The following is a 20969-nucleotide window of genomic DNA, read 5'->3' on the forward strand; positions in this document are numbered from 1 at the left end:
AGTAGGTAGATCCGGTTTTTGTTTGGATATTGGTTAAGTATCGGTTTGTGGGAAACTATCCGTTCATGGATACTAGAAACTCTTCGTTGTTTCGGGTTTGTTTCACTTTATCGTTAATGAATTCCATGGCTTCAATTGGGTTCATGTCGGCCAAGTACTTGCGCAATACCCACATACGTTGTATCACGTTGTCATCAAGCAATAAATCGTCTCTACGCGTGCTGGAAGAGGTAAGGTCGATGGCAGGGAAAATCCTTCGGTTGGATATTTTTCTATCCAGTTGCAGCTCCATGTTGCCGGTTCCTTTAAATTCTTCAAAAATAACCTCGTCCATTTTAGAGCCGGTTTCGGTAAGGGCCGTAGCAATGATGCTCAGCGATCCGCCATTTTCAATGTTACGGGCAGCACCAAAAAACCGTTTTGGTTTGTGCAAGGCATTGGCATCTACACCCCCGCTCAATATTTTACCACTGGCGGGCTGTACGGTGTTGTAAGCCCGGGCCAAACGCGTAATGGAATCCAACAGGATTACCACGTCATGGCCGCATTCTACCAATCGCTTGGCTTTGTCTATCACAATGTTGGCAACCCGCACGTGCTCGGTAGCTTCTTTGTCAAAGGTAGAAGCCACAACTTCGCCCTGTACGTTCCGTTGCATATCGGTTACTTCTTCGGGGCGTTCATCGATCAATAAAATAATTTGGTACACCTCCGGGTGGTTGGCCGCAATGGCGTTGGCAATGTCTTTTAACAACATGGTCTTACCGGTTTTAGGTTGCGACACGATCATTCCACGCTGCCCTTTTCCGATAGGGGCAAACATATCGATGATCCTGGTGGAAATGGTGCTCTGCCGTTCGGCAATGTTGAATTTTTCCTGTGGGAACAACGGGGTCAAGTGCTCAAAAGCAACCCGATCGCGCACCACATGAGGGTTAAGACCGTTTATTTTTGAAATCTTAATAAGCGGGAAGTACTTTTCACCTTCTTTTGGCGGGCGTACCTCACCAAAAACGGTATCGCCCGTTTTTAGTCCAAACAATCGGATTTGCGATTGCGACACATAAATATCATCGGGCGAAGACAGGTAATTGTAGTCGCTGGAGCGCAAAAAGCCGTAGCCGTCTTGCATAATGTCCAAAACGCCTTCGCTCTCTATAATCCCGTCAAACTCATAGTCGGGTTCCTTATAGCGGTTGCGGTTATCTTTATTGCCGTTGTTGCGGTGGTCTTTTTGCTGGCTTTTGCCGTTGTTGTCCTTTTTGGACTTGGAATGTTTTTTCCGGTTGTCCGAAGAGTTTGAAGCGCTTTTCTTGTTGTCTGAAGAACTGGACGAACTTTTCTTGTTGTCGTTGGAACTTCTTCCGCGTTTATCGTTGTCGTCAGATTGCTTTGAATCCTGTTTTTTAGGTTCGTTTTTAGTGTTCTGGCTTTTTTTAGTGTTTCGGGAATCGGTGCTTTTGCTCCGTGGTTGACGGGGCTTGCTCTGGGAATCTTTGCCCTTATCGTCTTTCTTTTTTGAAGTAGGAGTGTCTTTTGAATCGTCTTTGGCGATTTCTTTTACCGCTTTGGGGTTGGCAGCTTGGTAATCGAGTATTTGATAGACCAAATCCAGTTTTTTGAAGCTGCGGTACTTGGGGACATTCAGCTTTTTTGCCAATTCCTGAAGCTCAGGTAGCTTTTTCGCTTTTAATTCTGAAATTTCAAACATGTAAAAATCTTAGTGTGTTTAATTATAATAATCAAAGACCTTTGAGAAGGTGTAATTATCGAATATATTTTTTTTGAAGATTAAGTAACCGTTATTGAAGTGGTTACGAATAGATACTGCAATAATACAACAATATTTTAAATTTTGGTTATAATTTTTTAAAAAAGAAATCCTATTTTTGCCCCTAACAGCAAAAAAGTTATGTTACAGCGCATTCAAACCGTTTATTTAATCATTTCGGCACTCATTATGGGAGCCTTGTACCTATGGTTTCCAGTGGTGCAAGATGAAGCGGGTACCATCGTGATCCACCGTGGCGAACCCTTGGTGTTTGGTCTTATTTTTGGCTCGATTGCCTTTGCTGTGATTTCAATTTTGAGTTTTAAAAAACGGCAACGGCAGTTTGTCCTTAACCGTTTAAACATCCTTATAAACTTTGTATTACTGGGAGTTTTCGTGTACAGGTCGCTAACCATATCCGGAGAAACATTGGTTTCAGAGAAGGGTATTGGGGTCTTGCTTCCCATCATTTCTATCGTTTTTTTAGTGCTGGCCAATAAGGCCATTAAAAGGGACGAAGACCTTGTAAAATCTGTGGACCGTTTGCGATAAACCATTACATCTTAGTATATTTTAGTGCGAACCCCCAAAGAATGCCATCTTTGGGGGTTTTTTTATGATTTAGTGGTTCCGATATAATTTTTAATGAAACTAAGGATGTAGTAAAAATCACTAACCACCTTAATTTCTGCTAAAAATTGTATTAATTAATTTAAGGTGGTTGAGTGATTTTGAAACAACAAAGTTGTTCTCAAAATTGTATCGAAACCACCGATTTTAATCTATCAAACCGGTGGCTGAGCGTAGCCGAAGTCACCGCTTAAACTCAATAACTTCCAAATTTCGAATGTCCCCGTTATCAATCTCAAACCGCAACATCGTCCGTACGGTATGAAACCCGTGCTTGCCAATGGCGCCGGGGTTCATGTGCAACAGTCCGGTTTTTTTATCGGGCATGACTTTTAAAATGTGCGAATGCCCACAAATAAAAAGTTTTGGGGGGTTGCGGTACAGCTCCTCCCGCACGCGCTTGTCGTAGCTGCCGGGATAGCCCCCGATATGCGTTATCCACACATCGACCCCCTCACACATGAACCGGTTGTGCAACGGAAATTCCTTGCGGGCTTCGTCATCGTCAATATTCCCGTAAACGGCCCGAAGGGGTTTTACTTGTTGCAAGGTGTCGGTAACCTTTAAATCACCAATATCCCCGGCATGCCAAACTTCATCGGCCTGTCGCGCATACTTCAAAATATCATCGCCCATATAACTGTGCGTATCGCTAAGAAGTAGTATTTTTTTCATTAGTCATTAGTCATTAGTCATTAGTCCACCCTCCATCCAACACCCATCATCCCTCACCCAGCACCCGTCACCCATCATCCCTCACCCAGCACCCATCACCCAGCACCCATCACCCAGCACCCCGCATCTTCACACTTCGAAATTCGTACCTCGTAATTCCTACTTCGTTTCCTTAAACTTCGTACTTTTGTGTTTTTTCAAAAATAAAGGATTCATTGCGATATTTTATTGAAATAGCGTATAACGGTGCCAATTATTTTGGTTGGCAAATTCAGCCCAATGCCATTACGGTACAGGAGGTTCTGGAAACCAAGCTTTCCATATTGCTCAAAGAACCGGTAAAGCTTACCGGTGCAGGCCGTACCGATGCCGGCGTGCACGCAAAACAGTTGTTTGCTCATGTTGATGTAGCTGAAATTGAAGACCTCCCAGCCCTGCTGTTCCGGTTGAACTCGTTTCTGCCAAAAGATATAGCCGTGGCGGACATCTTTAAGGTGAATCAAGCGGTACACGCCCGTTTCGATGCTGTGGAACGGGAATATGAATATGTGGTTTCCCTGAAAAAAGACCCCTTTCTACAAGGGTTTGCCTATCAAATACATAAAATGCCCGATGTAGAAATGATGAACAAAGCGGCCGAAACCCTATTGGGCCATAACGATTTTCAATGCTTTTCGCGCACCAAAACAGATGTAAAAACGTATTATTGCACTATAAAAAAAGCGTTTTGGCGCAAACAGGGCGACCAATTGGTTTTTACCATTTCGGCAGATCGTTTTTTGCGCAATATGGTCCGCGCCATCGTGGGCACACTTTTGGATGTCGGTTTTAATAAAACATCCCTAAAGGCATTTAACCAAATAATAGCAGACAAAGACAGGAGCAAAGCGGGTGCTTCGGCGCCGGCACATGGATTGTATTTGACAAAAGTGACCTATCCCAAAACAATAAGAAACTAAAAAATAGTGTTCAAGGTTATTGTAGTAGTGTAGCAGGCTGTAATTTTGTGGATAGAAAAAAAGTAAAAAAAGAGTTCCGCCGTTGCGGGAAATGGTATGGCAAAATCAGGAAAAGCATTCGATTTTAAACTCTTCAAGCGGTTATTGAAATTCACCAATAGCTACCGTTTGGTGTTCTACTTCGTGGCCTTTGCAGCAATTGCTATGTCCTTACTGGCCATTGTTCGCCCAGAGTTGATACAGCTGGCCATAGACAAATCCATCATCCCCAAAGACGGCGATGGACTGCAATATTATATTTTATTGATGGTCGCGGCCTTGGTGGTCGAAGTGCTGTTCCAGTTTGCATTTATATTCTATGCCAATTGGCTGGGGCAAAGCGTAGTGCGCGATATGCGGGTAAAACTCTTTAATTTGATGATGGGCTTCCGGATGAAATACTTCGATAAAAGTGCCGTAGGCCGGTTGACCACCCGCGCTGTGAACGATATCGAAACCATTTCCAGCATCTTTAGCCAAGGGTTGTTCATGATTTTGAGCGATCTGCTTAAAATGGTCGTCATCGCTGGGTTTATGCTCTACAAAAGCTGGCAGTTGGCCTTGATTGTTTTTGCTATGCTGCCCTTGTTGCTCTACGCCACCCGCTTGTTTCAACGGGCCATGAAAGTAGCCTTCGAAGAGGTGCGCAACCAAGTGGCGGACTTGAACTCCTTTGTTCAGGAACGGATATCGGGGATGAAAATCGTGCAGATCTTCACCCGGGAAGAAACCGAATACAAACGGTTTAAACAAATCAACGAAAAACACAAAAAGGCATGGATCAAGACCGTTTGGTACAACTCCATCTTTTTCCCCATAGCCGAAATGGCCTCTTCCATCGCCATTGGCCTTATTGTCTGGTACGGTGGACTCAATGCAGCCGGTGGTGGGGTAATTACCTTGGGTATAATCACGGCCTTTATACAATTGGCGCAGATGTTGTTCCGTCCCTTGCGGCAAATTGCCGATAAGTTCAACACCCTACAAATGGGGATGGTGGCGGCCAATCGGGTGTTCGGTATTTTAGACACCAAGTCACATATAGACGACTCGGGAACCATACAAATGCCGCAGAGCAAAGGTGAAATTGTGTTTAAGAACGTGCATTTTGGGTATAACGAAGACGAAGAAGTAATCAAGGGGATTTCGTTTACGGTACAGCCCGGCGAAACGGTGGCAATTGTTGGGGCAACAGGTGCCGGAAAATCGACCATCATCAACCTCTTGAACCGTTTTTACGAAATCCAGAAAGGCGAAATTAGAATCGATGGCGTCAATGCCAAGGAATATACCTTGGAATCGCTTCGGAAACAAATTGCGGTGGTGCTGCAAGATGTGTTCCTGTTTGCCGATACCATTTTCAACAACATTACCCTCAACGACCCGTCCATTACCGAAGCGGAGGTCGTTGCCGCTGCCAAGGAAATCGGGGTGCATAAATTCATACAAACGCTTCCCAATGGGTATCATTACAACGTTAAGGAACGGGGCTCGATGCTTTCTTCCGGACAACGGCAGCTCATCGCCTTTTTGCGGGCCTACGTGAGCAAACCGGGGGTATTGGTATTGGACGAAGCCACGTCTTCGGTAGATACCTATTCCGAAGAGCTCATTCAAAACGCCACCGAAAAAATTACCAAAGGCCGTACCTCCATCGTGATCGCACACCGTTTGGCCACCATTAAAAAAGCCGATAAAATACTGGTAATGGACGCCGGTAAAATCGTGGAAACGGGCACCCACGAAGAACTGCTTAAAAAAGAAAACGGCTACTACCGCAACCTGTACGAAGTCCAGTTCATGGCCGAAGAGGCTGTGTAAGAAATGCCTTGACGGGCTTTTTCGGCTTCTATCACCCCGTCAAAACTTCCACTGGCAAGCATAATGCCAAAAGCAAGGATCGAAAAAATGATATAAAGCGGAATCAACAGGGCAAAGAAATAAAGGGTTTTTAGAAAAAGCTGTCCTGCTGAAAGGTTAAAAATCCGTTTAAGGGCATACGCAAAGTAACCAATTTGAATAAGCAGGGAAACCATGGAGAGCAGCCCGAAAAGCGTTTGGTGCCAGAATGTAAGGAAAAACAGGGCAATGCTTATAATGGAAGCTTGCGAATAGCAGTAGAGGTTTATAATTAAATGTTCTGCATAGTTGTATTTCTTTTTGTTTAAGAAAACAATCCAAGACAGCAGTGCCAGTACCGGTACCAGTGCAAAGAACATGAAGGTCTGGTACTCAAAAACACCTCGGAAAATAGTGCGCCCCAGTTCCATTTGGGTCGCATCGTTGTGCTGGAACATGAGCATGCCGTCCAACGTTTCGGGGAAAAACTTCAGGAAAATAAAATAAAATGCACTGGAAAACGTAACCGCAATCGTAAAATAGCCGAAGGCATGAATGTACTTTTTCCGTACCCCATTGATGTACCCGTCAATGACCGCTTCTGGCTTTGTAAAAAGATCAATAAAAGTCCGTAAAGGCTTATTGGAATCAATACTGAAAAAAGAACGGTACATTTCAGTTAAAAGATAGCGGAGCGTCAATCGGGTCGTGATGACCTTGGCGCCACATTCGTTGCAATAATTAGTGGCTAAAGCCAGTGTCTGTCTACAGTTTTTACACTTCATAAGGTGCAGTTTTCACAACGTTTTATCTCTATAGCACTTTCCGCATCCATCACCCCACACCCATCATCCAACATCCATCACCCAACACCCATCACCCAGCACCGAGCATCCATCACCCATCACCCACCATCCTTCATCCATCACCCCACACCCAGCATCGAGCATCCATCACCCAGCACCCACCACCCCACACCTACGTCAAATCGTTTTCCAGTTGCTTGGCGAGGTCTTCCAGCTCATTGTACATCACAAACTCGCCGTCTTTTAAGTAGGATATCTGTCCGTTTTCTTCAGAAACCACCAAGCAAACGGCATCGGTTTTCTCCGAAATGCCCACGGCAGCCCGGTGTCGCAGCCCAAACCGCAACGGGATGTTTCGGTCGTTCGATACCGGCAAAATAACCCGGGTAGCGGTAATGGTGTTGTTTTCTATGATAATGGCACCGTCATGCAAGGGGCTGTTTTTAAAGAAAATACTTTCTATGATGGGTTTGTTCACTTCAATGTTCATTTCGTCGCCGCTGTTTTTCACAAAATCCAAGCTGTTGTTGCGCTGTATCACCATTAAAGCGCCCATTTTCTTTTCGCTCATAGAACGGCAGGCGTCTATCAAGGCTCGTATGTTGGTGGTGATGCCGGCTTCTTTGGATAGCAACCTGAATTGTTTAAAAAACCGTTTCCGTGCGTTGAGGTTGGTAGAGCCCACCATCAATAGGAATTTTCGTATTTCCTGTTGAAACACCACGATCAAGGCAAACATCCCCACGCCCAAAAAACCGCCCAGTATCTTGCTCAACAGTTCCATTTGCAGGAGTTTGGTCAATTCAGAAATACCAATGATGATAACAATCCCGATAAAAATATTGATGGCGACCGTCCCTTTTATCAGCTTGTAGAGGTAGTACAGCAAAAAGGCTACCAGTAAAATATCGATGATGTCTATAATGCGCAGGTCTAAAAATTCCAAAGGATGTGGGCTTTTTTGTGTCTAATGGTTAAAAATATAAAATTTATGGGTAGGGCGAGAGCATTTCCACCAACTTAATGCACTGCATGGCTTCTTTTACGTCATGAACCCGCAAAATGGAAGCCCCTTTCTGCAACGCAACCGTATGGAGCACCGTGGTGCCGTTCAACGCTTCTTTGGCCGAAATTTTCAACGTTTTATACACCATCGATTTCCGGGAAACGCCTGCTAAAATGGGGACGTCCAACTGTTTTAAAAGCTCCATGTACCGCAACAGCTCAAAGCTTTGTTGCCGGGTTTTGGCAAAACCGAAACCGGGATCGATCACCACATCGTTTATGCCAGCCTCGCGTGCTAGGGCCAATTGCCTTGAAAAGTACTGAATCACCTCAAAAGTGACGTCGCTGTAATCGGTTAGCTTTTTCATGGTCTGCGGCGTACCGCGCATATGCATCAAAACATAGGGCACCTTCAGTTGGGCGACCGTACGGTGCATTTTGGGGTCCAAGTTTCCACCGCTGATGTCGTTGACCATGCACGCTCCCGCTTGTACCGCTTTTTTGGCCACCGCGCTCCTAAAGGTGTCTATGGAAACAAAAGTATGCGGGTAGTGTTTCAAAATAACTGCAATCGCCGGCACCACGCGGTTTATTTCTTCGTCCACCGAAATATCCGAAGCATCCGGCCTGGAGCTGTACCCGCCCACATCCAAAAACGTGGCGCCTTCTTCCAGCATCTGTCCGGCTTGTTTTAAAATATCGGCTTCTTTAATGGTATTTCCGCCGTCGTAAAACGAATCTGGGGTGACGTTAATAATGCCCATGACCTTGGTTTTGTTCAAGTTGACGAGCGTTCCGTTGCAATTGATCGTGTTCAATTTTCTAATTTGAATTATTTAAGCGAAATTTACGGAAAATCCCAGTAACCCAATGACCAAAACCTTAAAACAATACGATGCCGTAATTGCGACGTGCAAAGAACTGTTTACCAATAAAATGAAAGATTACGGCAGCGCTTGGCGCATTTTGCGGTTGCCCTCGCTTACCGACCAGATTTTTATAAAGGCACAGCGCATTCGTGGTTTGCAACAAAATACCGAACAAAAAGTGGCCGACGATGAGGTTAGTGAGTTCATTGGCATTATCAATTATTCCATAATGGCATTGATACAGTTGGAGAGAGGCGTGGTGGAGCAACCGGACCTTTCATTGGACGAAGCCCAAAAACTGTACGACGAGCAAGTGGCCACGACCCGCCAGTTGATGCTCGACAAAAACCACGACTATGGCGAGGCGTGGCGCGATATGCGGGTATCATCGTTGACCGATTTGATCCTGCAAAAACTGTTGCGGGTCAAGCAAATAGAAAACAATAAAGGAAAAACCTTGGTTTCAGAAGGAATAGATGCCAATTATCAAGATATGATCAATTATTCAATCTTTGCCATGATTCATTTAGAGCAAGTACATAAAAATTAATACAAATCCATTAGATGTATGTTTAACCATTATAAAGTATTACTAGTGTCCGATTAAATTAATTAAAACGAATGACACGCCAATAATAGCAAAGGGTTTGAGAGATTTTATAGTATGACACCTTGCTTTAAAGGTTTTTTATTTTTTAATGGCCTAAGCGAAGTTCTTGCATACGACGAGGAAGAATGACGAGAGTAATGCACAAAAAATGATGTGAGTGGAGGGTTAAGCAAACTAGCGCCAGCCGCAAAAAATTAAATAGACAATTGCAAAACTTTGAGATTTAAAAATTTATAAAAACCAGCGAATACCTTTAGCTTGCGCCGTAACGAGGGAAATTTTTAGCAAAGTTCGGTTAAGCCTAGACTTTACTTGCATACGACGAGGAGGCACGACGAGAGTAATGCACACTTTTTTTGTCAATGAAAAAAATGAACAAACAAATTTTATTGAAAGTAACTATTGTTAATTTTAAGGGCAATTTTTTTTAATCGGACATTACTGATAAAGTATATTAAATTGTCACGCTGAGTCTGTCGAAGCGTTCTTAATAATTACGTCTTCGACAGACTGAGACTGACATTTTGCGAGTTATTATTTATTATAAAATAGGAAATTAATTTCATTAAAAGATTAAAAGAAAACAGACATTATGAAAATATTGGTAAGCATTTCAAGAGTATTGGTAGGGATCCTTTTTATCTTCAGCGGCCTCGTAAAATTGAACGACCCCATTGGGTTTTCCTTTAAACTGCAAGATTATTTTGCGCCCGAAGTATTAAACCTAGAGTTCCTTGTTCCGTATGCACTGCTAATTGCCATATTCGTAGTCATTTTTGAAACCTTACTGGGTTTTGCGTTGCTATTGGGATACTTGCGCAAGTTTACGGTATGGAGCCTGTTGCTCATGATTGTTTTCTTTACCTTCCTTACCTTTTATTCGGCTTACTTCAATAAAGTGACCGATTGCGGTTGCTTTGGCGATGCCATTCCGTTAACGCCATGGCAATCGTTTACCAAGGATGTGATATTGCTGCTGCTCATTTTGATTTTGTTCTTCGGAAGAAAATACATCACGCCGCTCTTTACCAGAAACATCCGTAGTTTGGTGATATTTGTAGGTTTTGTAGGCTGCCTATGGGTCACTTACCACGTGTTGATGCACCTGCCCATCATCGATTTTAGGCCGTACAAGATAGGCGCCAACATAGAAGAAGGAATGACCATTCCCGAAGGGGCGCCAAAACCCGTTTACGATTACGAATGGAAATTCAACGTAAATGGAGAAGAAAAAACAGTCTTGACTAAAGGCGATTACCCCAAGGTGGATGGCGAATTCATTGGCGTGGAAACCACCGAGGTCCAAGCGGGCTATGAGCCACCCATACACGATTTTACCATAGAACGGGACGGTGAGAACCACTTTGAAGAATTTATGCAAGAAGACAACCTAATCGTAGTGGTCGCCTATAACTTGAACAAAGCCGAAACAGACGGCTTCTTCCCCGTACGCGATATCACCAACGAAGCCCTGAAAAAAGGGTATAAGGTCATTGGGATGTCGGCTTCGGCTACCGAACGCACCGAAACGGTGGCAGAGCGGTATAAACTGAACTTCAAATTCTACTTTTGTGATGAAACCGCTTTAAAGACCATTGTACGGAGCAATCCCGGCGTACTGCACCTGCAAAACGGCACCATTAAACAAAAAGTGCACTGGAACGACGTGGACGAACTGCAGTTGCCTGCTTTGGAAACGGCAACCCCCAATATGGATTTCATTTTAAAACAACGGTTGGACAGCATAGCCGTGCTGGACCAGCGCTACCGCAAGTTAATGCACGCCAAAACAGCCGAAGAACGTGCCCAACTGGGCGAAGAAATGGGGCTCACCCCCGAAGAATACAATGGCGACCTCTGGGTCATGCAAACCGTATTGGACAGCAGCAACATGCTGTTTGTTGAAAAAGTGTTCAACGATAGGGGCTACCCCGGTAAATCGGTTGTGGGCGAACCTACCAATACCGCCGCTTGGTACGTATTGCAGCACAACCCCGATAAAATTCCACAGTATTTGCCCCTTATAAAAGAAGCCGGAAAAAAAGGGGAGCTGCCGTTCCATTTGGTCGCCATGATGGAAGACCGCTATTTGATGAACCAAAACAAACCGCAACTATACGGCACCCAGGGAAGGACCTATAACGATGGCCGTGGCAGCTTTATCTGGCCCATTAAAGACCCAGAAACGGTAAACGAACGCCGTAAAGAGGCCGGTTTTGAGCAAACCATTGAAGCGTATGCCAAGGTGTTGTTTGGCGATGACTTTGAGTATGAAGTAAAAACGATGGAAGACGTAAAACAATAGACTAGTGGCCGGGTACGTACTGCAAAAATTAGGATATGCTTTCTTGACGCTCTTTGGCGTGGTGACGGTGATTTTCTTCCTGTTCTCTGTGCTGCCCGGCGATCCGGCTAGGATGATGCTGGGCCAAAACGAAAGTGCCGAACAGTTGGCAGTCGTGAAAAAAAAGTACGGGTTCGATAAACCGGTGGGGCTGCAATACCTGTATTATTTAAACGATTTGTCGCCACTGTCTTTCCACAGCACTAAAGAGACTGATTATACCTTTCTTGCGGAAGGGAAGTACCACGCAGCACCCCTGTTTACAATAGGAACGACAACCGTGGTGGTAAAAACCCCATACCTTCGGGAGTCTTTTCAGAAAAACGGAAAGGAAGTGAGCCAAGTAATAGCCGAAACCTTTCCCAATACGGCGGTACTGGCGGTAACGGCCATCACCATCGCCTTGGTTTTGGGGATTTTGCTGGGCGTTGTCTCGGTGCTGTTTAAAGATGGCTGGATCGATAAACTGATACAATTGATAAGCACCTTGGGCATGAGCGTGCCTTCCTTTTTCAGTGCTATACTTTTTGCGTGGCTCTTTGGCTTCGTCTTGCACAAATACACCCATTTGAATATGACGGGAAGCCTGTACTACGTGGACGATTTTGGCGAAGGGCGCCACATACAATGGAAAAACCTGATCCTGCCAGCCGTGGTATTGGGCATCCGCCCCTTGGCGGTGGTGTCGCAGCTTATGCGCAACTCCTTGTTGGAAGTGCTCAACCAAGATTACATTCGCACGGCCAAAGCCAAAGGGTTGTCCTTTGCACGGATCTTAAGGAAACACGCCATGAAAAATTCCCTGAACCCGGTGGTAACCGCCATTTCAGGATGGTTTGCCTCGATGTTGGCGGGGGCGGTGTTCGTGGAGTATATTTTTGGCTGGAACGGCCTGGGGAAAGAAATAGTCGATGCGTTGAACACCTTGGACCTGCCCGTGATCATGGGCGCGGTTTTGGTAATCGCCATTGTTTTTATTATAATCAATATCGCGGTCGATGTCATATACGGCTGGCTGGACCCGAAAATCAGTATGCGGTAGGCAGGCCTTCGATACACCCCTCCTAACGTCGGGGCACTCAGGCACCGATTTAGTAGGTAGTAAGCAGGCCTTCGATACACCCCTCCTAACGTCGGGGCACTCAGGCACCGATTTAGTAAGCAGTGACAGAGGCAGTATGGAGTTTCAATGGGATATTTGAATATATTAATTGGAAATGTGATTTAAGAATATTATTTTCCATCTAACATCTAACATCTAACATCTAACATCTAACATCTAACATCTAACATCTAACATCTAACATCTAACATCTAACATCTAACATCTAACATCTAACATCTAACATCTAACATCTAACAACCAACCTCATGAGAAAAAAAATAGTAGCAGGAAACTGGAAAATGAACAACGATATGGCCGAGACGGAGATGTTTTTGGTCCAATTGAAAAAGCAGGTCATCCCCGAGGAGGTCACCCTAATGATCGCCCCGGCCTTTACCAATTTAAACCACGCGTTTCAGTCGGTGCGGGAGCATCCGGTAACGGTGGTGGCCCAGAATATGCACCAAAGCGACAAAGGGGCCTTTACGGGCGAAGTTTCCGCAGCCATGCTTAAAAGCGTGGGAGTAGAGACCGTGATTTTAGGGCATAGCGAACGGCGTTCCATTTTTAAGGAGGACAACGAGCTCTTGGCCGAAAAGGTCAATACCGCCTTGGTGAACAACATGACCGTGATCTTTTGCATTGGAGAAGAATTGAGCCAACGCGAAACCGATGACCATTTCAATGTCATTGCTGAGCAACTGGAAGAGGGGCTGTTCCACCTTTCCGAAGCGCAATGGAATAATATCATTATCGCCTACGAACCCGTTTGGGCCATTGGTACGGGCGAAACGGCAAGCCCCGAACAAGCACAGGAAATGCACGCCTTTATCAGAAAAACCATTGCCGATGCCTATTCAAATAGTACGGCCAAAAACGTGTCCATCTTGTACGGCGGAAGTGTAAAACCGGACAATGCCAAGGAACTATTTGGCCAAGAAGATGTGGACGGCGGCCTGGTTGGCGGGGCTTCCCTGAAGGTGGATAGCTTTATGGAGATTGCAAATTCCCTTCAGTAGCAGTAGGCAGTAGCAGTATACAGTCATAAGCCGTATTTTAATTATTAATAAACCAATATTTTTATTTACTAGTGTCCGGTTAAATTAATTAAAACGAATGATACGCCAATAATAGCAAAGGGTTTGAGAGATTTTATAGTATGATACCTTGCTTTAAAGGTTTTATTATTTAATGGCCTAAGCGAAGTTCTTGCATACGACGAGGAAGAATGACGAGAGTAATGCACAAAAAATGATGTGAGTGGAGGGTTAAGCAAACTAGCGCCAGCCGCAAAAAATTGAATAGACAATAGCAAAACTTTGAGCTTTAAAAATTTATAAAAACCAGCGAATACCTTTAGTTTGCGCCGTAACGAGGGAAATTTTTAGCAAAGTTCGGTTAAGCCTAGACTTTTCTTGCATACGACGAGGAGGCACGACGAGAGTAATGCACACTTTTTTTGTCAATGAAAAAAATGAACAAAGAAATTTTATTGAAAATAACTGTTGTTAATTTTAAGGACAATTTTTTAATCGGACATTACTGATTTTTATTTATTAAATTATCACATGCTAAATAGCTATTTAGAGTTTGCTTTTACCGTTACGCCGGTACAACCGGGGACGGATATTTTGATCGCGCAGCTGGGGGAGGCCGGGTTTGAGAGTTTTGTGGAGACCGAAACGGGGGTGCTGGCCTATATTCAAAAAGGGGAGTGGCAGGAACCTATATTGGATGCGGTGGGCATTCTGTCTTCCGATTTGTTTGCGATTGACTATACCAAAAAAGAAATTGCCCAGACCAACTGGAACGCCGAGTGGGAAAACAACTTTACGCCCATTGCCGTAGGCGATACCTGTGTGGTGCGGGCGCCTTTTCATAAAGCCCATGGCGTGCCTTACGAGATTGTTATCGAGCCCAAAATGTCGTTTGGTACCGGCCATCATGAAACCACCTTTATGATGTTGCAGTTTATTTTGGAAAACGACTGGGACGGTAAAACCGTGCTCGATATGGGCTGTGGCACGGCCGTGCTGGCTATTTTGGCCGAGAAACGGGGCGCTGCCCAACTGGATGCCATTGATATTGATACCTGGTGTGTAGAGAACTCCCAAGAAAATGTGGAACGCAATGGATGTAGCCATATCTCGGTGGCCCTGGGCGATGCGGGCAACTTACCTGCCCAACCTACGTATGACACTATTATCGCCAACATTAACCGCAACATCTTGCTGGACGATATGGCCACCTATCACCGTTGCCTGAAGCCAAAGGGAGAACTCTATTTAAGCGGATTTTATAAAGAAGACCTGCCACTTATACAGGATTGTTGTACTAAATTGGGGCTTACCTTCGTTGAAAATAAAGAACGCCACCGTTGGATTGCCGCAAAATTTGTAAATTAGTAGGCTATAATGAGCATCAAAAGGATAAAATAAGTTATATCGGGAAGTATAAAAAATGGATGAGCAGCATTCGTATCCCGAAATAACAACGGGAGGTATCGAAAACCCTAAGCCTGGGTTTTAACTGGGTTTATCCTGAGTTTGCCGAAGGTTTTTTCATCCCTGCCTCGCCGGCAGGCAGGAATGGTAAAAGGGAACAGGTTAATATTTAAGGTATAATTGATTTAAAGCAACCCTAAACTTCTTATTTTGAGTATCTTGAAGCGTTTATTAATTTCGTCCTATGTCCTATGTCCTATGTCCTATGTCTCAAATCTCAAGTCTCAAGTCTAAAATCTAAAATCTCAAATCTCAAATCTCAAGTCTCAAATCTCAAATCTCAAGTCTAAAATAACATAGTATGAGTACCCAAGAAAAACAATTAGAAGACGTTCTACTCGCTGAGGACGAAGCCAAAGAAAACCAGATCGTGCTGTTTAACGATGAGGTGAACACCTTCGATCACGTAATCAATATGCTTATCGCGGCCTGCGACCACACGCCGGAACAGGCCGAGCAATGCTCTATTATTGTGCACTACAAAGGCAAATGCACCGTGAAATCGGGTTCGTATGCCGATTTGGAGCCCCGTTGCACCAAACTGTTGGAAGCTGGGCTGAGTGCGGAGATTCAGTAGTTGTTGCTTTTTTGATGCTTTTGATTTTAATAATCCGCTATCACAACTCAGTGTTTTTTTTTAAGGATTTATTAAACTTTGTTATATTAGCGAATTACTTCCGCTATTTTTTATAAACTTCTTTTTTAATGTTTTTAATAGAGCATGAGATTTAAAGTCATCGACTTCCCAAGTACTTACTCCTATAGTTCAGATTCTAAATATATTCCCTTAGAATTTTATAATGAGGTTTTTCCTGTTTCCAAAACTGTAGACATGTTTTTAGGTTATTTTAATTCCTATACTTTTAGTGTACTTTCTGAATCTTTTGCCGAATTTATATATTACGGAGGAAATATTAGAATTATCACTAATCATTATTATACCTCAGATGATTTTAATAATTTGATTAGAGAAGAAGAGAATACTGAAAATTATAATAAGGTAGAAAATATTGTTACAGACTTGCTAAAATTAAAAAATGCATTGGATACTAGAGGCCAGTTATTTTTTGATTGTCTGAAATATTTAAAAAAACAAAAACGATTAAAATTACAACCAGTATTTTTCGGAAAACAAGATATGGCTCACCATAAGAAAATGATATTTTATGATGGAGAAATGAGTATTTTAACGCAGGGTAGCATGAATTTTACCCCAGCAGGAATCGCAAAAAATGGTGAAAGTTTTCAAATAGAAGTACCCTGGAATGGTGAAGTTAGCCGTGAACGTATTAAAAAGGAAAAAGAACACTTTGAAAAAGTTTTTAATCAAGAACACAAAGGGTATCGTTATTTAAAAAGTGATGATTTAGAGGCTGTTATTGACAAAATAGGAAATGAGAAAGAATTAAAAGATCTACTTATCGATACAATTGATATGGATGCAGAGAATAATGAATACATAAGCCGCGTAAAAAAACTCAAAGAGAAACGAAAAAAAAAGTTTGAGGAAATCATTGATAAAATTGAGAATGAACCGAATTTTCCATTTCCTCAAGGTCCTAGAGATTATCAACAAGAAGCTTATGAACGATGGTACGAAAATGATTTTTCTGGTGTTTTTGCAATGGCTACAGGTACAGGGAAGACAATTACCTCTTTAAATTGCTTACTTCAAGGGTATAAACAAGAAAAAAAGTATAATGCTATTATATTAGTACCTTCAATTGCACTTTTAAACCAATGGGAAGAAGAAGTTGGAGAATTTAATTTTCAAAATATATTAAAAGTAGGAGGTGGAAATAATTGGGAGAAAGACTTAGCGAATTATGTCAGTAATTATTCATGGGGGATTAAGAAAGACTTAATTATTATTTCGACTTACGGAAGTTTTGTGACCGATAGGTTTCAAAAATATTTCAATAAAGTACAAGAGAATTTCCTTCTTATTGCAGATGAAGCACATAATATGGGTGCAAGTCAAATTAAAAAACGATTACCTACTGTTAAAGTAAATAGTAAAATTGGATTATCAGCAACTCCTAAGCGTATTTATGACCCAGAAGGAACTGATGCAATAGATGCCTTTTTCAATGATTCACCTCCTTATATTTATTCGTTTTCAATGGAGCGAGCGCTAAAGGAAGAACGTCTAACAGAATACAAATATTTTCCAAAAATTGTAGAGCTTCAAGATGAAGAGTTAGAGAGATACATTGAATTATCTAAAAAACTACTTAGATATTTTGATTTTGATAAAGGTGTGTTTAAAAAAGATCCTATAGTAGAGAAACTTCTTTTAATTAGGAAAAACATTATTCACAAAGCACATAATAAAATTAATTGTTTTAAAAACATTATTTCTGATTTAGAGAAACAAGAAAAACTAAAATATGTTTTCACTTATGTTCCTGAAGGTTATGTGTATGACGATCAAGGAGATGGTGAAAGAATGCTAAATCACTTTATGAAAGCTGCTATAGGTATAAAACCAGGTTTAAAGATTAATTCTTACACGGCTGAAGATGATGATTTAAAAGGAATACTAACTGGTTTTTCTGAAGGTAAAATTGAGATGCTCTTTGCAATGAAAATGTTAGACGAAGGAGTTGACGTTCCAAGAGCTGAAGTGGGTGTTTTCTGTTCAAGTACGGGTAATCCTAGACAATTTATTCAACGCCGTGGACGATTACTGCGAAAGCACGATGAAAAATCCTTTGCAACAATTTATGATATGGTTGTAGTGCCGTCTATGAATGCAAATAATACTAATACATTTAGGATGGAAAAAAGTCAAGTAAAAGCCGAACTTAGAAGAGTAGCTTATTTTTCGAGCTTATCCATGAATTTTTACGATACACGAGATGAGTTGCAATCGTTGTGTTCAAAATACGAATTAAATATAGATGAAATAATAGATGAATTATGAGTAAAAGAGATGAAATATTAAGAGAAATACTTTCAGAGCCTGATATATTGTCAAAATATAATTTGAAGGCTTCAGAGGTTGAAAAATTAACAACAAATCCTCCATATTTTAATAATGCGGTAGAGATTTTAGCAACGGTTATCAATGAAAATGATAATAATAGAACATCAAGACAAATATATCCTATATTAAAAAACATTCATAAGATATAGTTATGGCTTCAATTTTAAATAAAATAGCTTTCAAGAATTTCTTTAATTATTATGGTGATTATGAAGAGAATACATACGACTTAGAGGAGGGGGTAAATATTATCGTCGCTGATAATGGTGCGGGGAAATCTAAGTTTTTTAATGCGTTCTTATGGTTGTTCTATGATCAGATTCTCGATTCTGATACTAAGCAAAGGGTAAATGTCAGAAATTCTGGAGTCAAAATATTATCAGATAAAGCTAAAAACGAAACCGTTATTAATGACAGGGTGGAATGTGGTGTTATGTTAGAATATACCCGTGGAACACGTTATAAGTATCAAATTATAAAATCTTTTTCCGCAACTAAAATCAATGATTCAATAAGTGATGAAAGAAGTTGGCAGTTTTTAATTAATGATGTAGAAGTCAATAAAACTGAATTGGTTTTACATAAATATAAACCAGTATATGATGAATCTGAGAAACGACAAATAATTGATCATCTTATTATGCCTGCTTTCAGAAAATATTCTTTCCTTCAAGGTGAAGAAGTTGATGATATTATAGACTTTGGAAAAAGAGAAAGCATTGAAGAGGCTGTAGAAAATTTAACGGATATTAAAAAGTACGAAAAGATTCATGATTTACTATCAGAGTTTAAAGAGAAAGCATTTAAAGATCTCCAGAAACAGCTAAAAGCCAATAATGCTGAGAATGAAAGGTTTGACGAAGCCGTTAAAGAAAAAGAAAATATTGAGGAACAACTTGATCATGAGAACCAAAAATTAAAAGAATGGCAGGCTACCTACGATACAGCTGAAGAAGAAAAGAATGAATTAGATAAGCAATATGCCAGTGCTGAAAAGCGGAAAGAACTTGATGATAAATTAAAGCCTATTAGAAAAAAACTACGAGAAAAAAAAGAAGAGTTCGAAACATTTCTGGATCGAATAAATAATCGATTTTTTGATGGTAATTTTGCCTGGATCGCAATGGGATTTGAGGATGAAGTTCAAAAATACCGTAATTTAAAGGAACAGTTTGTTGAAAGGCGATATGAAAAGAGAGCGCTTCAAAATGTTGAGGAGAATCCTAATGAATATTTTCATTTCTTACCAGAGAATTCACCAGATTCAGTTTCATTGCAGAATATGATAGATGATGAGCATTGCTATGTATGTAATAGAGAGGCAAAAAAAGGAACAGCTGAACATAATAACATTGTTAAATTAAAAAATCGTCCCAAGGATAAACAAACCGAAAAGCCATTTGTGAAAAATGATCTAAATAATTTTTTTGGTGATTTACAAATCAATGCACAACCATTTTACAACAAGTTTGATAGTATTAGAGATTCAGTTATTAAAACGAAGGAAAAAGAAGTTGAGCTTAAAGAAAGTATTGACAAACTCAAAAAACAAATTAAATCAATTGAGGATGATCGTAATTCTATAATGATTGCTGGGTATGATGCAGAGCTTTCAGCTAAAGAAATAATTAGTAATTATAACGGAGCTATCAGGAGGAGAGAAAAAGCCAATGGTAAAATTAATGACATAATTATCCCAAAAATCAATACTTTCAAAAAGCAAATCAAAGCAATTGAACAAGAAATCAAAGACTTGAATAAGTCAAATAATATTCCAACTGGATATAATCAGAATTACGAAGTTCTCAATGATCTTGAAGAAGCTTCACAAAAAGCAAAAGACAGAGTGTTTGATGCTATGATTCAATTGTTAGAAAAACATGCAAACATTCACTTCAAAAATTTAATTAAAAATAATGATTTAACTGGAGGTATTTTAAAATTTGAAAAGAATCCGAATGGCTCCATAAATTTCAATTATATTGATAGTAATGGAAATACAGTTCATGGAAGTTCAGAAGGTTTCCAACGCATGAAAAAGTTTTCTGTTGTCATGGCAATCATTTCGGCTAATAATAGTGTGTATAATTATCCACTTTTAGCAGACGCTCCTATTTCAGCATTTGGTGAAGGCTTTACGGAAGGCTTTTTTGAAGCCATAAGTGATGTGTTTCCTCAAAGTATAGTATTAGTAAAAGAGCTTTACAAAAGAGAGGATGAAATGAAAATTAATGAGCTTGGTAAAAGACTACTTAAAGACGGAAAAGTAAAAACAATGTATGTTAACCATGTTCCGGAAAATGCAGAGCAAATAGAGTTAGTAACCTCTCAAACAAAATTAAAATGAACGCACAAGAATTTAAAAGTTTAATATTATCCAAAAGACCACGTTACGCAAAAAGTCGTATTCCAGTAATGGAGGCTTTTGCCAATAAGGGTCAGTCAAAATCAGAGTACAGCCAATTTGGACCTTTATATGAATTATATATATACGGTTTTCGACTAGGCTTGAAAAAGGGATTAAAGCTGTCTCTACCTCCACGAAATTTGACACAAGACTTTTTGGAAATTGGAAAATGGAAAAGAGATTCTAGTCTAGTTGATTTTTTGTTGATGATTATTTTTAGTCATGCTGATGAAATTGGCTTTGATTGGAATGACTTGGAAGATATGGAAGATAAAGAGATAAATCAAGTGGTTAGTAATATTATTGAGTTTATTGAAAGCTACGCCAATGGCGGTTTACAATATCTTCAAGAAGAATGGGAAAATGATAACTTGATTAATTCGAGTTATTTGTTTGTGGATTTGATGAATGAATAAT

The 20969-nt window shown here is 41.0% G+C and carries 18 protein-coding genes; 13 read left to right on the forward strand and 5 right to left on the reverse strand.

What is annotated here, in order from left to right; translation table 11 throughout:
- Positions 1 to 55: 55 nt before the first annotated feature.
- On the reverse strand, positions 56 to 1711 hold the full coding sequence (gene rho / locus DDV96_RS03795; RefSeq protein WP_116693411.1) for a transcription termination factor Rho: 1656 nt from the start codon (positions 1709 to 1711) through the stop codon (positions 56 to 58).
- Positions 1712 to 1912: 201 nt separating this feature from the next.
- Between rho and DDV96_RS03800 the strand changes: the two genes are divergently transcribed.
- Positions 1913 to 2323, forward strand: coding sequence for a DUF4293 domain-containing protein (locus tag DDV96_RS03800; RefSeq protein ID WP_116693412.1), 411 nt, complete (start codon positions 1913 to 1915; stop codon positions 2321 to 2323).
- 261 nt (positions 2324 to 2584) lie between these two features.
- On the opposite strand, the gene DDV96_RS03805 is transcribed toward DDV96_RS03800, so the two are convergent.
- Positions 2585 to 3076 carry a metallophosphoesterase family protein gene (locus tag DDV96_RS03805; protein WP_116693413.1) on the reverse strand — a complete coding sequence of 164 codons (492 nt, stop codon included), beginning with the start codon at positions 3074 to 3076 and terminating at the stop codon, positions 2585 to 2587.
- A gap of 215 nt (positions 3077 to 3291) precedes the next feature.
- On the opposite strand from DDV96_RS03805, the gene truA reads away from it, so the two are divergent.
- Both truA and DDV96_RS03815 read left to right on the forward strand, forming a co-directional pair.
- Entirely contained in the window at positions 3292 to 4035 is a 744-nt protein-coding gene (gene truA, locus DDV96_RS03810) for a tRNA pseudouridine(38-40) synthase TruA (protein ID WP_116693414.1), read from the forward strand.
- Between the two features lie 96 nt (positions 4036 to 4131).
- Positions 4132 to 5895, forward strand: a complete 1764-nt coding sequence (locus DDV96_RS03815; RefSeq protein ID WP_116693415.1) for an ABC transporter ATP-binding protein — start codon at positions 4132 to 4134, stop codon at positions 5893 to 5895.
- On the opposite strand, the gene DDV96_RS03820 is transcribed toward DDV96_RS03815, so the two are convergent.
- From DDV96_RS03820 to folP, 3 genes are all read right to left on the reverse strand, one after another.
- Complete coding sequence (locus tag DDV96_RS03820; RefSeq protein ID WP_116693416.1) at positions 5847 to 6698, reverse strand: DUF3667 domain-containing protein; 852 nt, start codon at positions 6696 to 6698, stop codon at positions 5847 to 5849. The two genes, DDV96_RS03815 and DDV96_RS03820, sit on opposite strands and share 49 nt — an antisense overlap.
- Before the next feature lie 193 nt (positions 6699 to 6891).
- Positions 6892 to 7665: a diadenylate cyclase CdaA gene (gene cdaA / locus DDV96_RS03825; RefSeq protein WP_116693417.1), complete on the reverse strand. Its 774-nt coding sequence runs from the start codon at positions 7663 to 7665 to the stop codon at positions 6892 to 6894.
- A gap of 43 nt (positions 7666 to 7708) precedes the next feature.
- Positions 7709 to 8542, reverse strand: coding sequence for a dihydropteroate synthase (folP, locus tag DDV96_RS03830; RefSeq protein WP_240607667.1), 834 nt, complete (start codon positions 8540 to 8542; stop codon positions 7709 to 7711).
- A 52-nt stretch (positions 8543 to 8594) separates the two neighbouring features.
- Between folP and DDV96_RS03835 the strand changes: the two genes are divergently transcribed.
- The 10 genes from DDV96_RS03835 (at position 8595) to DDV96_RS03880 (ending at position 20968) form a co-directional block, all read left to right on the forward strand.
- A complete protein-coding gene (locus DDV96_RS03835; RefSeq protein ID WP_116693419.1) occupies positions 8595 to 9143 on the forward strand; it encodes a DUF1599 domain-containing protein in 549 nt (182 codons plus the stop codon).
- Between the two features lie 652 nt (positions 9144 to 9795).
- Positions 9796 to 11508, forward strand: a complete 1713-nt coding sequence (locus DDV96_RS03840) for a BT_3928 family protein (protein WP_116693420.1) — start codon at positions 9796 to 9798, stop codon at positions 11506 to 11508.
- Positions 11509 to 11512: 4 nt separating this feature from the next.
- Entirely contained in the window at positions 11513 to 12589 is a 1077-nt protein-coding gene (locus tag DDV96_RS03845; protein WP_116693421.1) for an ABC transporter permease, read from the forward strand.
- Positions 12590 to 12918: 329 nt separating this feature from the next.
- The gene (gene tpiA / locus DDV96_RS03850) at positions 12919 to 13671 is read left to right on the forward strand and encodes a triose-phosphate isomerase (protein ID WP_116693422.1); all 753 of its coding nucleotides are present in this window, start codon (positions 12919 to 12921) and stop codon (positions 13669 to 13671) included.
- 549 nt (positions 13672 to 14220) lie between these two features.
- Entirely contained in the window at positions 14221 to 15057 is an 837-nt protein-coding gene (gene prmA / locus DDV96_RS03855; protein ID WP_116693423.1) for a 50S ribosomal protein L11 methyltransferase, read from the forward strand.
- A 400-nt stretch (positions 15058 to 15457) separates the two neighbouring features.
- Positions 15458 to 15733 carry an ATP-dependent Clp protease adaptor ClpS gene (locus tag DDV96_RS03860; RefSeq protein WP_116693424.1) on the forward strand — a complete coding sequence of 92 codons (276 nt, stop codon included), beginning with the start codon at positions 15458 to 15460 and terminating at the stop codon, positions 15731 to 15733.
- Positions 15734 to 15877: 144 nt separating this feature from the next.
- Complete coding sequence (locus DDV96_RS03865) at positions 15878 to 18082, forward strand: DEAD/DEAH box helicase family protein (protein WP_116693425.1); 2205 nt, start codon at positions 15878 to 15880, stop codon at positions 18080 to 18082.
- A complete protein-coding gene (locus tag DDV96_RS03870; protein ID WP_116693426.1) occupies positions 18079 to 18294 on the forward strand; it encodes a hypothetical protein in 216 nt (71 codons plus the stop codon). Before DDV96_RS03865 ends, DDV96_RS03870 begins: the two co-directional genes overlap by 4 nt.
- A gap of 2 nt (positions 18295 to 18296) precedes the next feature.
- Positions 18297 to 20492: an AAA family ATPase gene (locus DDV96_RS03875; protein ID WP_116693427.1), complete on the forward strand. Its 2196-nt coding sequence runs from the start codon at positions 18297 to 18299 to the stop codon at positions 20490 to 20492.
- Positions 20489 to 20968: a hypothetical protein gene (locus DDV96_RS03880; RefSeq protein WP_116693428.1), complete on the forward strand. Its 480-nt coding sequence runs from the start codon at positions 20489 to 20491 to the stop codon at positions 20966 to 20968. The genes DDV96_RS03875 and DDV96_RS03880 overlap by 4 nt, the downstream gene beginning before the upstream one ends.
- The last annotated feature ends 1 nt before the right edge of the window (position 20969 follow it).

The organism is Marixanthomonas spongiae, assembly GCF_003095375.1.
Lineage (GTDB): Bacteria > Bacteroidota > Bacteroidia > Flavobacteriales > Flavobacteriaceae > Marixanthomonas > Marixanthomonas spongiae.

Coding starts and splice junctions, on each gene's coding strand:
- rho (WP_116693411.1), bottom strand. CDS start 1,711: ATGTTTGAAATTTCAGAATTAAAAGCGAAAAAGCTACCTGAGCTTCAG.
- DDV96_RS03800 (WP_116693412.1), top strand. CDS start 1,913: ATGTTACAGCGCATTCAAACCGTTTATTTAATCATTTCGGCACTCATT.
- DDV96_RS03805 (WP_116693413.1), bottom strand. CDS start 3,076: ATGAAAAAAATACTACTTCTTAGCGATACGCACAGTTATATGGGCGAT.
- DDV96_RS03815 (WP_116693415.1), top strand. CDS start 4,132: ATGGCAAAATCAGGAAAAGCATTCGATTTTAAACTCTTCAAGCGGTTA.
- DDV96_RS03820 (WP_116693416.1), bottom strand. CDS start 6,698: ATGAAGTGTAAAAACTGTAGACAGACACTGGCTTTAGCCACTAATTAT.
- DDV96_RS03835 (WP_116693419.1), top strand. CDS start 8,595: ATGACCAAAACCTTAAAACAATACGATGCCGTAATTGCGACGTGCAAA.
- DDV96_RS03840 (WP_116693420.1), top strand. CDS start 9,796: ATGAAAATATTGGTAAGCATTTCAAGAGTATTGGTAGGGATCCTTTTT.
- tpiA (WP_116693422.1), top strand. CDS start 12,919: ATGAGAAAAAAAATAGTAGCAGGAAACTGGAAAATGAACAACGATATG.
- prmA (WP_116693423.1), top strand. CDS start 14,221: ATGCTAAATAGCTATTTAGAGTTTGCTTTTACCGTTACGCCGGTACAA.
- DDV96_RS03860 (WP_116693424.1), top strand. CDS start 15,458: ATGAGTACCCAAGAAAAACAATTAGAAGACGTTCTACTCGCTGAGGAC.
- DDV96_RS03865 (WP_116693425.1), top strand. CDS start 15,878: ATGAGATTTAAAGTCATCGACTTCCCAAGTACTTACTCCTATAGTTCA.
- DDV96_RS03870 (WP_116693426.1), top strand. CDS start 18,079: ATGAGTAAAAGAGATGAAATATTAAGAGAAATACTTTCAGAGCCTGAT.
- DDV96_RS03875 (WP_116693427.1), top strand. CDS start 18,297: ATGGCTTCAATTTTAAATAAAATAGCTTTCAAGAATTTCTTTAATTAT.
- DDV96_RS03880 (WP_116693428.1), top strand. CDS start 20,489: ATGAACGCACAAGAATTTAAAAGTTTAATATTATCCAAAAGACCACGT.